General features: G+C 39.6%; 16 protein-coding genes. 9 read left to right on the top strand and 7 right to left on the bottom strand.

Annotated elements, in window-relative coordinates:
* Positions 1-101 precede the first annotated feature (101 nt).
* Positions 102-944, top strand: a complete 843-nt coding sequence (locus ABES52_RS05765) for an alpha/beta fold hydrolase (protein ID WP_429649858.1) — start codon at positions 102-104, stop codon at positions 942-944.
* 119 nt (positions 945-1,063) lie between these two features.
* On the opposite strand, the gene ABES52_RS05760 is transcribed toward ABES52_RS05765, so the two are convergent.
* Positions 1,064-1,324, bottom strand: a complete 261-nt coding sequence (locus tag ABES52_RS05760; RefSeq protein ID WP_429649856.1) for a DUF1871 family protein — start codon at positions 1,322-1,324, stop codon at positions 1,064-1,066.
* Between the two features lie 82 nt (positions 1,325-1,406).
* Here ABES52_RS05760 and ABES52_RS05755 point away from each other — a divergent pair, with 82 nt between their 5' ends.
* Entirely contained in the window at positions 1,407-2,594 is a 1,188-nt protein-coding gene (locus ABES52_RS05755) for a MalY/PatB family protein (protein ID WP_429649854.1), read from the top strand.
* A gap of 18 nt (positions 2,595-2,612) precedes the next feature.
* On the opposite strand, the gene ABES52_RS05750 is transcribed toward ABES52_RS05755, so the two are convergent.
* From ABES52_RS05750 to ABES52_RS05740, 3 genes are all read right to left on the bottom strand, one after another.
* Positions 2,613-3,122 carry a superoxide dismutase family protein gene (locus ABES52_RS05750; RefSeq protein WP_429649868.1) on the bottom strand — a complete coding sequence of 170 codons (510 nt, stop codon included), beginning with the start codon at positions 3,120-3,122 and terminating at the stop codon, positions 2,613-2,615.
* 106 nt (positions 3,123-3,228) lie between these two features.
* Positions 3,229-3,426, bottom strand: coding sequence for a hypothetical protein (locus tag ABES52_RS05745; RefSeq protein WP_429649852.1), 198 nt, complete (start codon positions 3,424-3,426; stop codon positions 3,229-3,231).
* Between the two features lie 31 nt (positions 3,427-3,457).
* Positions 3,458-4,063, bottom strand: coding sequence for a peptidylprolyl isomerase (locus tag ABES52_RS05740; protein ID WP_429649866.1), 606 nt, complete (start codon positions 4,061-4,063; stop codon positions 3,458-3,460).
* 207 nt (positions 4,064-4,270) lie between these two features.
* On the opposite strand from ABES52_RS05740, the gene kapB reads away from it, so the two are divergent.
* Positions 4,271-4,672, top strand: coding sequence for a kinase-associated lipoprotein KapB (gene kapB / locus ABES52_RS05735; RefSeq protein WP_429649850.1), 402 nt, complete (start codon positions 4,271-4,273; stop codon positions 4,670-4,672).
* A 47-nt stretch (positions 4,673-4,719) separates the two neighbouring features.
* On the opposite strand, the gene kapD is transcribed toward kapB, so the two are convergent.
* On the bottom strand, positions 4,720-5,343 hold the full coding sequence (kapD, locus tag ABES52_RS05730) for a 3'-5' exonuclease KapD (protein ID WP_429649848.1): 624 nt from the start codon (positions 5,341-5,343) through the stop codon (positions 4,720-4,722).
* 347 nt (positions 5,344-5,690) lie between these two features.
* On the opposite strand from kapD, the gene ABES52_RS05725 reads away from it, so the two are divergent.
* Positions 5,691-7,547, top strand: a complete 1,857-nt coding sequence (locus ABES52_RS05725) for a transglycosylase domain-containing protein (RefSeq protein ID WP_429649846.1) — start codon at positions 5,691-5,693, stop codon at positions 7,545-7,547.
* A 101-nt stretch (positions 7,548-7,648) separates the two neighbouring features.
* Positions 7,649-7,966 carry a hypothetical protein gene (locus tag ABES52_RS05720; RefSeq protein WP_429649844.1) on the top strand — a complete coding sequence of 106 codons (318 nt, stop codon included), beginning with the start codon at positions 7,649-7,651 and terminating at the stop codon, positions 7,964-7,966.
* 14 nt (positions 7,967-7,980) lie between these two features.
* Here the strand turns inward: ABES52_RS05720 and ABES52_RS05715 are convergent, their stop codons facing one another.
* Both ABES52_RS05715 and ABES52_RS05710 read right to left on the bottom strand, forming a co-directional pair.
* Complete coding sequence (locus ABES52_RS05715; RefSeq protein ID WP_429649842.1) at positions 7,981-8,535, bottom strand: DUF5366 family protein; 555 nt, start codon at positions 8,533-8,535, stop codon at positions 7,981-7,983.
* Between the two features lie 308 nt (positions 8,536-8,843).
* On the bottom strand, positions 8,844-9,053 hold the full coding sequence (locus tag ABES52_RS05710) for a hypothetical protein (RefSeq protein ID WP_429649840.1): 210 nt from the start codon (positions 9,051-9,053) through the stop codon (positions 8,844-8,846).
* Positions 9,054-9,357: 304 nt separating this feature from the next.
* Here ABES52_RS05710 and ABES52_RS05705 point away from each other — a divergent pair, with 304 nt between their 5' ends.
* From ABES52_RS05705 to ABES52_RS05690, 4 genes are read left to right on the top strand one after another with little or no spacing between them, the layout of a single operon-like run.
* Complete coding sequence (locus ABES52_RS05705) at positions 9,358-11,763, top strand: Na+/H+ antiporter subunit A (protein ID WP_429649838.1); 2,406 nt, start codon at positions 9,358-9,360, stop codon at positions 11,761-11,763.
* Complete coding sequence (locus ABES52_RS05700) at positions 11,760-12,182, top strand: Na(+)/H(+) antiporter subunit B (RefSeq protein ID WP_429649836.1); 423 nt, start codon at positions 11,760-11,762, stop codon at positions 12,180-12,182. The genes ABES52_RS05705 and ABES52_RS05700 overlap by 4 nt, the downstream gene beginning before the upstream one ends.
* Positions 12,182-12,523 carry a Na(+)/H(+) antiporter subunit C gene (locus ABES52_RS05695; protein WP_429649834.1) on the top strand — a complete coding sequence of 114 codons (342 nt, stop codon included), beginning with the start codon at positions 12,182-12,184 and terminating at the stop codon, positions 12,521-12,523. The genes ABES52_RS05700 and ABES52_RS05695 overlap by 1 nt, the downstream gene beginning before the upstream one ends.
* Positions 12,516-13,988, top strand: coding sequence for a Na+/H+ antiporter subunit D (locus tag ABES52_RS05690; RefSeq protein WP_429649832.1), 1,473 nt, complete (start codon positions 12,516-12,518; stop codon positions 13,986-13,988). Before ABES52_RS05695 ends, ABES52_RS05690 begins: the two co-directional genes overlap by 8 nt.

Raw genomic sequence — 13,988 nt, 5'->3', positions numbered from 1 at the left:
GTAGGTTAACCTACATTCCTTCCAAAGAGAGAGTATTGGAAATATTTGCACCACCACAATTGACAGAGAGCCACAATTTTTCATGGGGGAGTGAAAGATAAATGACAGCAACGATTGAACAGATAGCACACATAAACAATATTGACGTATATTATGAAAAATACGAGAAAGCGTTATCTGACGAATACGTTGTGTTAATTCATGGATTTCTTTCATCGAGTTTTACTTTCCGGCGCCTGATTCCTTCATTAACAGACCATTACAATGTCATATCCATTGATCTTCCTCCATTCGGAAAAAGCGGTAAATGTGATAAATATAAGTATTCGTATAAAAATTTAGCGAAAACGGTTTTAGAACTGCTTGATTACTTAGGCATTCAAAAGGCGTATGTCATCGGCCATTCCATGGGAGGACAAATCGCCTTAAACATGATGACGTTAGAGCCGTCCTTCGTTGAAAAAGGCGTTCTCTTATGTAGTACAAGCTATATGAAAAGGGCTCGAGTCCCCATTATCCTTTCAAGCTACCTCCCGTATTTTCATTTGTTTGTCAAATTTCATATAGCTAGAAAAGGCATTCTGTCCAAATTACAAAATTGTGTCTGTGACCATTCGCTCATTGATGATGAAATGGTATTTGGCTATATCCAACCGTTTTTAGAAAACGATATATTTGTGGCTTTAAATAAAATGATTCGCGACCGGGAAGGCGATTTACCAAAACAAGAGTTAAATCGTATTCAAACGCCGTGTCTTCTTATCTGGGGAAAAGAAGATCGCGTCGTTCCACTTCATGTCGGTGAACGGTTAGCCCAAGATTTAACGAACGCACAGCTTGTCGTGTTAGAAAATACTGGTCACCTGCTGCCAGAAGAAAAACCAAACGAAATACAGCGGTACATTCAAACCTTTTTTCAAAAAGATGCGATTGGTTTAGGATAAATGTTACTCGGTAGGATGTTTTCTCTTAATTTGTAACAATTTTTCCTTGAACAAAAAGATTTTGCTCTTATCTGTTGTTCAAAAAAAAAAAAAGAGCCTTTAATAAGGCTACCTTTAATTTACAATTCACAGCTTTGTTTTTCTTTAATTAATAGCAATTTCTTGGCGATTTGAATGCAGGCTTCCAATGGAATGACTTGTTCAAAGGAAAATTCATAAATACGCTGAATCTCTTTCGCTAATTGGTTGGCATCGTCCAATTGATGTACTTCTTGAACGACATCAACAATTTCCGTATCGTAAAAATCCTCTCCTAACTGAAAAGGATCCCATTTTTTTAACGCTTCAACAAGACGTAAATTTAATTGTTGAATATCCAAAGCGCATCACCTTTTTATTTGGTCTTTCTGACACCTTATTTTATCATAACAGTAAGAAGATGTTGAAAAGGAATGATGCAAATTGGCAAAGCGATTCAATTTTGATGAAGTGATTCTGCGAAAACAAACAGCTTCCGTCAAATGGGATCTAATGAAAACAATGTTTGGAAAAGAAGATCTATTACCGATGTGGGTGGCAGATATGGACTTTCGTCCGCCGCAAGAAGTGCTAGATTCCTTACAAGACCGGTTGCAACATGGCATTTTCGGCTACACGCACGTTCCTGAAAAAGCGAGCCAAGCGGTTCAACAATGGATGAAACGACGTCACCATTGGAACATTTCGACCGAATGGCTCGTCTACCATATCGGTGTGGTTCCGGCCATTAGTTCCTGCATTCAAGCATTAACCGAACCAGGAGATAGCGTGCTTATTCAAGCACCGGTGTATCATCCGTTTTTTGACATGATTAAGCTAAACGGAAGAAAGCTCATCAATAATCCATTAGTGTTTAAGTGTAATACGTACGAATTCAATTTTGCTGACTTCGAACAAAAGCTTCAAGCAGGAGTCAAGCTATTTTTATTCTGTAGTCCCCACAATCCAGTCGGTCGCGTATGGACGAAAGAAGAACTCAAAAAAATCGGAAAGCTGTGCCAACAATACGATGTAACGATTTTATCTGATGAAATCCATGCAGACCTTACTTTTCCACCCCACAAACATATACCTATCGCCTCGTTTCCTGAATGGAGAGAACAAGTCATTACACTGGTTTCCCCAAGTAAAACGTTCAACATAGCTGGTTTGCAAGCATCTGCTATGATTATCCCAAACAAGCGCTTACGAACTCTCATCGGTCAGCAAATGAAACGCCAAGGCTATTTTACATTAAACACCATGGGCATTGTGGCATTAGAGGCAGCATATCGGTACGGGGATGACTGGCTAGATGCATTATTAGGCTATTTATATGAAAATATTCAATTAGTAAAAACGTTCATCGAACAACATCTTCCTGCGTTGACCGTCATACCACCGGAGGGAACGTATTTAGTTTGGATTGATTGTCGAAAACTCGGACTCAGTCCAAAAGAATTGCATCGAATCCTTGTGCAAAAAGGACACCTCGCTTTGGAACCCGGAGAAAAATTCGGTCCTGGCGGCGAAGGATTTGTCCGCATGAATGTCGCTACACCAAGATCCCAACTACTGGAGGGATTAGAACGATTAAAAAAAGCGCTAGGACAAATCGAAAAAGGAGACTAGTTAATCTAGCCTCCTTTTTTATTTCACCGTTTTTTCAGTGCTAATTTCTCCACAGGCAATTCGTTCGCCGGCGTTTCCTGCCGGTTGTGACATTCCGTCATCGGCTTCTTGGTGTATCACAATCGAAGTTCCTTCTTTTGTATATAAGGAGTTTTTCCCTTCTTTTAGTGTCACTTGGGAAGCCAAAATTTCAACCTTTACCGTACCATCATCTTCTACAATGAGATTAGGTAAATCACCCGCATGTGCCCCCTCTGGATTTAAGAGCCCATGATCTTTTTCATCTGGGTTAAAATGGTCGCCAGCGGATGTAAAGTCCGGTGGTTCACAGACGCCTTTATTATGAAAATGGATCGCATGCTCACCTGAAGGGAGTCCTTTTAAGTCCACTTTTACTAAAACGCCTTCCGCTTGTTCTTCTAACGTAATTTTCCCTAATGAATCTCCATCACGATTCATCATATCTACATCCAACTTTTTCGGATGTTGTTCCGCACAAGCCGCTAACAAAAAGGTAACTCCAATGATAGGAAGTATCTTTCGCACGTTACATTCCTCCACCTATGCCAAGATTCTCCTACCATTGTTGCCTACACCATTATGGAATATTCATCCAAAAGAAAAAGCAGCCAGATTATTTCTGACTGCTATCATCGTTTTGTTGATTCTTTAGTTGTTGTTCAAACTGTTTTGCTTTCTCTTCTTCTTTTTTCGAGTAGCGAATAATGAACCGCATCGTAATGATGGCTGCAATAATAAAAATGGCCATCGTAATCGTCGCTGGAATATATTCTGATTTATCTTCTGGAAAGTATAAAAAGAGTTGTAACATTCCGATAAACCCCTTATTTGTTCAAAATCATTTATTCTTGAACAACGTTCATTTTTTCAATAATAACGTCCTCTACCGGCTTGTCATGTAAACCTGTTGATACGTTCGCAATTTTGTCTACAACGTCCATTCCTGCAATTACTTGTCCAAATACGGTATGACGGAAATCTAACCAAGGTGTTCCACCGTTTTCAATATACGCCTCAATAATTTCTTTCGGGAAGCCCGCTTGTTCCATTTGCCCTTTAAAGCTCGGGTCTAGGCTTGCGTTTTGAACGATGAAAAATTGGCTTCCGTTCGTATTTGGACCAGCATTCGCCATGGATAACGCCCCACGAAGATGGAATAATTCTTTGGAAAATTCGTCTTCGAACGGCTCTCCCCAAATACTTTCGCCACCTGTTCCATTTCCATTTGGGTCACCACCTTGAATCATAAAATCTTTAATGACGCGGTGAAACGTTAAGCCATTGTAGTACCCATTTTTGCTGTGGGTAACAAAGTTTTCGACCGCTTTTGGTGCATGTTCCGGAAACAATTTTAATGTTATTGTTCCGTGATTAGTGACCATTTCCACGACGATTTCGTTTTCTAAAACGTCGGTAGTTAATTGTGGATACATTACTTCATTTGTCATTGTTTCTTCTCCTTCATTTTTCATTTCCGCATCGCTTGCCTGCGAAGATTCTTTGCACCCTGATAATAACATAATCAAAGGTAAAATGACGAATACAATCGCTCGAACCATTGCTTTAATTCCTTCCCTTCTTATCTTATTTTTTACTTTCGAACCATCTTCATGTCGTTCATAATAAAATTAAACAATTTTTTAAGGAGGTTCCACATGTCTGCCATCCAAACGAACGATCTTGTCACTTGTATTTACAAAACCGGAAAATATATTGGTGAAGTGACGGATGAAGGCCCGTCCCATTTCGTTGTCAAAATTTTAGCGGTGGTTAAGCACCCAATGCAAGGGGATTTACACCATCCGAAGCAGGTGGATGTGCCTTTTTTCCATGAACGAAAAGCTTTAGCCCATTACGAACGTGCCAATATCCCTAAACAAATGGTAAAATCGTATGAAGGTGAAGTGCCAGACTACAAAGAGTCATTGCAACAAGCTTTTTATCATTTAAAAGAAGAATTAAAACAAGAAGCCACACCGTTTGCTGAAAAAAGCTTACTCGCTTTACAAAGTATTCAAAAAGAATACGAGTTAATGTACCGATTGACATTTGCTTAAACAGCAAAAAAGCTGTTTCGAAACTGATTTCGAGACAGCTTTTTTGGCTATTGTCCAAACGAAATGTAATTTAATAATTGTTGTAAATCGACGCGGTCCCCAATGGTCGGTGGATCGGATTTTTTCAAATACTGCTTATCTCTTTCAAACAACCGATAAATATGGTACGTTGTCAACGCATCATCTAACGCCCGATGGTGATGACCGACCCCTTCTTTTCCATATTCCTGTATCGCTTTCCACAACCCCGTTTGATTGCGGTCCCCAAAAAACCGTTTATACTCCATTGATAAATCAATAAACCGAGCATCCAATGGGAACGGAACCTCTTCCCGCTCACAATGGTCACGAAGGACTTTCATATCCATGTTCCCCCATGTAACAATACGACTTGGCCCAAACTCATCCCATTTTTTCATTTGCTCGTACAATTCTTCAAACGTAATTCCGTGATTCACTTGCTCTTGTGAAATCTTTAAAAAAGTTTTACACCGCTCGGATAACTTAGGAAACAGTTTGGGTTGAACAAATGATGAAAATTGTTCAACGATTTTTCCTTCACGTACGACAACGATGCCGGCTTCAATAATTTCTGGTACAAATCCTCGTCTCTTCCCAGATTCGGCCATCGTGAACTCAAAGTCCATAAAAAGGAGTTGCTGTTCATTCACCTACTTCACCTTCTAACTTTCGTTGTATTTACAACCGTCACAACCTGCCGAACAAAATACCTTGTTATCTAACATTATATCATGGGCGCTTTAAATATTTTTCTAATTTAAAAGAAAAATGCAAAAATATTGAAATAGACATCAAAAACAGGTTATAAATATTTAGTAAGGCGAAATATTTTTAAAAAAGGTGGTTACCCATTACCATTGAAAAGCAGAATTTTCTCATTTCTTCCGTTTTTTACATGACAAGTCTCCTTTTTCTTCTGCTGCATGTTATTATGGAAGGGAATGAAAGAACAACAGAGACTATCATCACCATATGAAAGTACGAAATAGGAGTAACAATGAATATAAGAACGTGGATAGGGTTTTTCATTACCGGATGTTTACTTATTTTTTTCATCCAAGGAATTCGTCTTTTTGAAAAGGAATGGGAAGTGCGGAAGGTTCAGTCTGAACAATTTACAAAATTTCCACTCAAACCGATCCATCTTCCTGAAACGAGTTATTTGCTCGACCGGGACAGCCAACTTTTTGCAGAAATCGGACCAACTAATCGTCTGTACGTGTCGTTAGACGAGATTCCGCTTTTTTTACAACAACTGTTCGTCCTATCAGAGGACCATATGTTTTACGAGCATAAAGGGTTTGATTTACTAGCGATTACCCGTGCGCTCATTACAAATGTAAAAACACAAGGTATCGAACAAGGAGGAAGTACGATTACCCAGCAGCTTGTTCGAAACGTGTATTTGTCCCACGATCAAACGTACGAACGAAAATTGCAGGAAATTTTATATGCCTACCAGTTAGAACAAATTTATACGAAAAAACAAATATTAGAGTACTATTTAAATGCCATTTACTTTCATAACGGAATATACGGAATTGGCTCGGCCGCCCAATTTTATTTTCAAAAAAGGGTACCGGACTTAACGAAAGGAGAGCAAGCCTTTCTTGCGGCCATTCCGAATAATCCGAGCAAATATAACCCATTAAAACATTTTGACGATACGAAGCAACGCCAAGAACGGCTGATTGACCTCCTAGTGGAGCACGGCATGTTAACTTCTCAAGAAGGTGAACAAATCAAACGTGAGCCGATTCAGCTCCATCTAAAAAGAAAAGTCGATCGGTTTCCGGATTACGCTGTTTACGTGGAACATGAGCTCAAACAACTCATTGCCGAACAAGAGGGATATACAGCGCGTCTCCATGAGGCGACAGATGAAACGGAAATCAAACACATTCAAGAAGAGCTCGATCAACGAGTGCAAACCATTCTTGAAAGTGGTGTGTATATTCATACCGCCCTCTTTCCTACCGTTCAAGAACGAGCCGTCGCAAGTGTCCAAAAAGTATTACAAGGAACGGGCATTCAAGGAGCAGCAGTGGTTATTGACCATACGAACCATGAAATTGTTGCGATTACCGGTGGAGTCCATTACAAAAAATACGATTTCCATCGTGGTTTCCAAGCGTTTCGTCAACCTGGCTCTGCCATTAAACCTCTTCTTGTATATGGCCCTTATATTGAGCGCTATCAACCTCCGTTAACGAAACGAGTAAATGTCGGTGCATTTTGTTATCAAGGGTATTGTCCTCAAAATTACGGTGGGACGACCTACGGATGGGTGTCCCTTTTACAAGCGTTTGCTAAGTCTTACAATACGCCTGCTGTTCGGCTGGTACATGAAATGGGAATCAAATCCGCTTTTCAATATTTCAACTTGTTTTCCTTTTCACGAGTGAATGAAATGGATCAGAAGCTTCCTGCTGCGATTGGTGGGCTGACGTACGGGGTTTCTCCTCTTGAACTTACCGATGCATACACCGTTTTCCAAAACGGAACGTATGTGCCAGCACGCGCTATTCGAAAAGTAACGGACAAAGAAGGAAACGTGCTGTATGATTGGAAAGATGAGCGAACCATCGTGTGGTCGGAAGAAACTGTGAAAAAGATGCGAATGTTACTACAAGAAGTCGTTCGTACTGGTACGGCACAATCATTAAAGCGTCCAAAGTCTTCGTTTGTCGGTGGAAAAACGGGAACGACTAACGAATTTAAAGATTTTTGGTTCATCGGCATCACCGACCAATGGACAGCCGGCGTTTGGGTAGGAAAAGACCGCCCGGAAAATTTACAAACATGGGAAAGAACGAATCCGGAATTACGCATATGGGAAGAGCTGTTCCAATAAAAGACATGCTAATTGTGCATGTCTTTTCATCATTGAATATGGTAATGTATTTATTTTACAATTTTTATAACTGGAATTTTTTATCAAAAGAGGTGGTTTCGGTGCCGTTGGAAGAAGAAGTTATGGGTCTGTTAATTGGTGGTGCTTCGTTCGTTATAGGCATGGCCTTTCTGGTAAATATCTTACTTTTTGTCAAAAATAAAAACCATCGCCTCGCATACATGTGGGTGATAGTTCATCTTATTTTACTCTCGATAGCGATTTATTTCGGAATGCAATCCATTCGTGTTGACCAACATCATCCGATGGCCTCAGAAGAAATATCGCTCCTTTTAGGGCAAGCAGGAATTCTTTGGGCTGGAAGTATTCTTTGCTTAATCGTAGGTCTAATTCAATTTTCCAAAGTAAAATCCCCTTGATGAAAGGGGATTTTTTATATCGGTAAACTGGCGAGAATGCTGTTGTATAGCTTTAAAAACGCGTATGAAATAAATACGATCGATGATGACCAACTAGCGATTTGAAACGTAATAAAACCGATTAACGAAAGCGGTGTTAATACGGAACTCATTTGATACAAGTAATAGAAAAAATAGACAACCTTGGTGGTAATAAATATGAGTCCGATAGCGAAAATGGATTTCGTAAATAAAACTGAAACAAACCCACCAATAAGTAGTATCGTCAGCCCCGACCGATTAACGCGAACTTTAATCGCATCTTCTTCAGTACGAACAAATAATAAAACGGCGAACTCATGAAACGTCTCGGCCACGAGTTTCAACGCCGCAAGTAACATAAAACAAGTGATTGAGCAAAAAACAAATAATAAGATTCTGAGCTCTTGTTCCGACAAAAACTCCAACATCCCACCGTACAATCCAATGTTTTCAAACCAATGGAGGAGCGCATTTTCCCCAAATAATCCAAAGGAAATGCTAAACAGCACAATAGAAAAAAAAGGAAAATACCCACTATAGTGACTCATCCACGTCCATCCTCTACATTTTTCCATTCGTTTATATCATAACATATCAGAGTATAATTTGGCTTAGTCCAGTTTTTCGACTTTTGTTCAGTTTTCTTAAAATTTTGTCCACTTTTTCTTGTTTTTGTCCACTTCTTCTAACATTTGTCCACATTTTAAGCCGAGATTTTTAAAAAAGTAACGTCACATCTTTCGTACATTCAATTCGATTATTTTCAATTTATCCTCTATTCAATTACCAAATTTTGTACATTTTTTTAAAAATCACTAAAAAAACTGCCTAGGCACTCTTTGGCCGTAGCAGTTTTTCACATCGCACGTTTTCGTATATATTGTCTCGGTTTGAACGGAATGACGGCATCTTCCAGTTGAAGAGGAGTCGTACTTTTTAGCTGTATAACTACTCCACGATCATTGGTTTCGACATAATATTCATCAACATGTACATGGTGATAGCGCCAGGCAGCAACGAATAAAACGGCAAAAAGTGTACAAGCTAAAACAACTTTTCTTCGCATAAATCCACCCCATTGGATAGTGTGGGAAGGAAAAAGAAAATTTATGCAACTTTTTATCATTTTTATTCGTATATTATGTCAAATGTTTTGCTTTAATACAGCAAGAAAAAAAAGAATCATTCATGCAAACGCACTCATTTTACGTTATAATTGCATAGAGGTTTTTCGACAAAAACCACCAAGAAGGACTGGCAAAATTATTGCATCAAAGACCCAAAAAAGGATAAGCTGAAAGAGGACTTTTGTTCAGATCGATGTTCATAATTTTGCAACAACATTCTACATACAAAAGGGGGTACTAGACGTGACTCTGTTGCATTTAGCAATTATCGCGCCATTTTTGATGGCCATTCTCGTACCGTTCTTATATAAAGCCTTTCGCTCCATCCATACCGGGTGGTTTGTTCTTCCGTTACCAATTGTCTTGTTCATTTACTTTCTTCAATATTTACCATTAACAAGAGAACACAATACTGTAACAAAAACGATGGAGTGGATCCCATCACTTGGGATGAACTTTACGGCCCATGTCGATGGGTTAGGATTACTATTTGCACTCCTGATTACAGGTATCGGTTCGCTTGTTGTTTTGTATTCTGTTTATTACCTGTCCAAGAAAAAAGAACAACTTCATAATTTTTACGTATACCTCTTGCTATTTATGGGGGCTATGCTTGGAGTTGTTCTGTCCGATAACCTAATTGTGTTGTACATGTTCTGGGAATTTACATCTTTCTCATCCTTTTTACTAATCGGTTATTGGTATCATAGAGAGCGCTCTCGGTACGGTGCTGAAAAATCGATGCTAATAACGGTGTTTGGTGGTCTTTCCATGTTGGGAGGATTTTTGCTTTTATCCCTCATGGGCAATACATTCAGCATTAGAGAATTAATTAGTCAAGCAGGTGATTTAACTGCTCATCCACTATTTATTCCTGCAATGTTGCTTGTCCTACTCGGTGCATTTACAAAATCAGCGCAATTTCCGTTTCATATTTGGCTTCCTGATGCCATGGAAGCGCCTACCCCAGTCAGTGCGTACTTGCACTCGGCAACGATGGTTAAAGCCGGTATTTATTTAGTCGCACGTTTAAGTCCAGTATTTGCGATTTCCGGAGTATGGCTCTGGCTTGTCGGTGGAATCGGAATCCTTACGTTATTCTGGGCCTCTTTTAATGCCGTTAAACAAACGGACTTAAAAGGTATTTTAGCTTATTCCACAGTGAGTCAGCTTGGCTTAATTATGTCCCTTTTAGGAGTAGGAGCGGCTGCGCTTCATTTTGAAGGAATGGATGAAAACATATATACGGTAGCCACGTTAGCTGCTGTATTTCATTTAATAAACCATGCGACATTTAAAGGTAGTCTCTTTATGGTCGTCGGTATTGTCGACCATGAAACAGGTACTCGTGATATCCGACGTTTAGGCGGTTTAATGAGCTTTATGCCAATTACGTTTACGATTGCGATTATCGGCTCCCTTTCGATGGCTGGCCTACCACCATTTAATGGATTTTTGAGTAAAGAAATGTTCTTTACGGCGATGGTTCACGTCCTTGAATTAGACTTCTTCTCATTAGAAACATGGGGCTTCTTATTCCCTGTGTTAGCGTGGGTTGGTAGCATATTTACTTTCTTGTATAGTGTGATGTTAGTATCGAAAACCTTCACCGGTAAGTATCAGCCGGAAAAATTAGAAAAGAAACCGCATGAAGCGCCGTTTGGTATGCTAATATCGCCAATCGTCTTAGCATCATTAGTTATTATTTTTGGATTTTTTCCGAATATCTTATCGGAGACAATTATTGCTCCTGCGGTTGGTGTTATTTTAGCAAGCCTGTTACATGCAGGAGAAGAATTCCACGTGCATATTTCGCATTGGCACGGCTTTACCATTGAAGTTCGCATGACGTTAGGTGTCATTTTAGTTGGTCTTGGATTGTATAAACTATTGCCGAAATGGATGAAAGTGTACAACCTTCAACCAGAAAAATTGACGTTTAACTACTTGTATGACCGTGGATTAGAGTTAATGGATCAAACTTCCTATAAATTCACCCGAAGCTATATGACCGGGTTTATCCGTTCATATCTTGTGTATATTTTCATCTTTTTCATTTCCATTTTAAGCATTACGTTAGTCGTGCGTAATGGATTTGTTCTTGATACGTCTAACGTAGCGCCTGTTGGTACGTATGAAATTGTTCTAGCCATTGTCATGGTTGCAGGAACGATTACGACACTATTAGCCAAATCAAGATTAACCGCCATCATTGCCCTTGGTTCAGTTGGATACAGCGTATCGCTGTTCTTTGTGTTGTTCCGTGCACCTGATTTAGCGTTAACTCAGCTAGTCATTGAGACCGTGTCTGTAGCGCTGTTCCTTCTTTGTTTCTATCACTTACCGAAGCTGAGTCGTCACGAGACTCGAATGAGTTTCAAACTTGGAAATGCCGTTATTTCATTAGGCGTTGGTGCCATCGTGACATTGATTGCTTTATCTGCTCATAGTCAAAAGTTATTTGACTCTATAGCACAATATTACGTTGAAAATACGTACAATGAAGCGGGCGGTAAAAACATGGTTAACGTCATTCTCGTTGATTTCCGTGGTTTTGATACGATGTTTGAAATTTGTGTATTAGGTATTGCCGCACTTGGTATTTTCTCGATGATTAAACTACGCTTAACAAGGAGGAAAGAAGGATGAAAACAAATGACTTGATTTTACAAACGGTAACGACCGTTGTCACCTTTATTATCATTTTGTTTTCCATCCAGCTTTTCTTCGCTGGCCACTATCATCCAGGTGGTGGATTTATTGGGGGATTGATGACTTCAGGAGCCATCGTCCTTCTTTTGCTAGCTTATGATATTAAAACGGTGACAAGCATTTTACCAATTGACTACAAAATTTTAATTGGCATTGGTCTCCTCCTTGCTGTTGGAACAGGGGCTGGCGCCTTATTGTTCGACGTCCCATTTTTAACCCATGCGTATGATTATTTTCATCTTCCTCTTTTAGGAAAGACATCGTTACACACAGCGGTCCTGTTTGATACAGGTGTCTACTTAGTGGTTATTGGTGTCACGATGACCATTATTCAAACGATAGGAGAGAGTGAATAATGGAAATATTAATGGCGATTGTCATCGGCTGTCTTTTTACAGCTGCGACGTATTTAATGCTTAGTAAAAGTTTGTTGCGGATTATTATAGGTACTGGTTTGTTAAGCCACGGAGCCCATCTACTTATTTTAACGATGGGTGGCTTAAAACGGGGAGCAGCTCCGCTATTAGGCGAGCATGCGGAAGTATATGTGGATCCATTACCACAAGCGTTAATCTTAACAGCGATTGTTATTAGCTTTGGTGTCACTTCCTTTTTCTTAGTTCTCGCTTATCGAGCATATCAAGAAATTGGAACAGACAATATGGATCGAATGAGGGGAAACGAAGGAAATGATTAATTTATTAATGTTACCGATACTCATACCGTTAGTTACAGCCATTGTGTTAATTTTTATCGGGAAAAATGTGTTTTGGCAACGGACCGTTTCGGTGATTTCAACGATCGGAACCGTGCTAGCTTCGATCTTTTTAGTACGCTATGTACATTTATACGGCATTCAAACGTTAGATTTAGGTAGTTGGCAAGCACCTTTCGGAATTACGCTCGTTTCGGATATGCTCTCTGCGCTTTTAGTGTTAACAACGAGCGTGATTGCACTTGCCGTACTGTTCTATTCGTTCCGTACTATTGGAGTAGAACGTGAAAAATATTATTACTACTCCGTGTTTCAATTTATGATTGTTGGTGTAAACGGAGCCTTTACAACAGGAGATATTTTTAACCTCTTCGTATTCTTCGAAGTGATGCTTATGTCCTCCTACGTGTTGCTCGTTTTAGGAGGCACAAAAATTCAGCTTCGTGAGTCCATTAAATATATTTTAGTTAACGTAATTTCATCGGCGTTATTTGTGATTAGCGTTGCGTACTTATACTCTGTGACAGGTACGTTAAATATGGCCCATTTATCCGTTCGTATTGCGGATGTAGAACAACCAGGTATTATTACGGTTGTGGCGATTTTATTCTTGATTGTGTTTGGGTTAAAAGGAGCGATTTTCCCGCTTTATTTCTGGCTACCAGGTTCTTATTACGCTCCACCTGCTCCAGTATTAGCGTTATTTGGTGCTCTGTTAACAAAGGTGGGCGTCTACTCTATCATGCGGACGTACACGCTGTTGTTCTACCATGAAACAGGGTACACCCACGCCATTTTAGGTGGATTAAGTTTAATTACCATTATTGTTGGGGTCATTGGAGCCATTGCGTATTGGGATATTCGTAAAATTGTCATTTATAACATCATTGTTGCTGTTGGTGTCATTACATATGGAATATCCGTAATGACACCTGAAAGTTTGGAAGGGTCTGTGTTTTATCTCATTCATGACATGATTATTAAAGCGTCCCTTTTCCTACTCGTAGGGATTATCGCGTATATTACAGGAACAAACCGCCTGAAAGAGTTCAGCGGCCTTATCAAAACATATCCGCTGCTCGGATGGACGTTTTTCATTGCCGCTCTCTCCTTGGCTGGTGTGCCACCATTTAGTGGATTTGTAGGAAAAGTGTTAATTGCCCGTGCTGGCTTTGCGGAAGGAGAAATGATAGGAGCACTAATTGTCCTTTTATCCAGCTTGTTGGTGTTATATTCAGTCATGAAAATTTTCATCAATGGATTTTGGGGAGAACCAAAAGCCTATGAGAAAAAGCCAATTGGTTCACTATTCGCCCCTGCCGTATTCCTAATTATACTTTCTGTGTTCTACGGAGTAAGTGTGGAATGGATCAAGCCGTTTTTTGCCCAAGCTGCCGATGTGCTCGTCGACCCGACAATATACATTGAAGCTGTGTTAAAGGAGTAA

Origin of the sequence: Aeribacillus pallidus, from assembly GCF_050478865.1 — a bacterium.
GTDB lineage: Bacteria > Bacillota > Bacilli > Bacillales > JACDOC01 > JACDOC01.
Note: the sequence above shows the minus strand (reverse complement) of the source record. Positions and strands in the feature narration are given on the sequence as shown.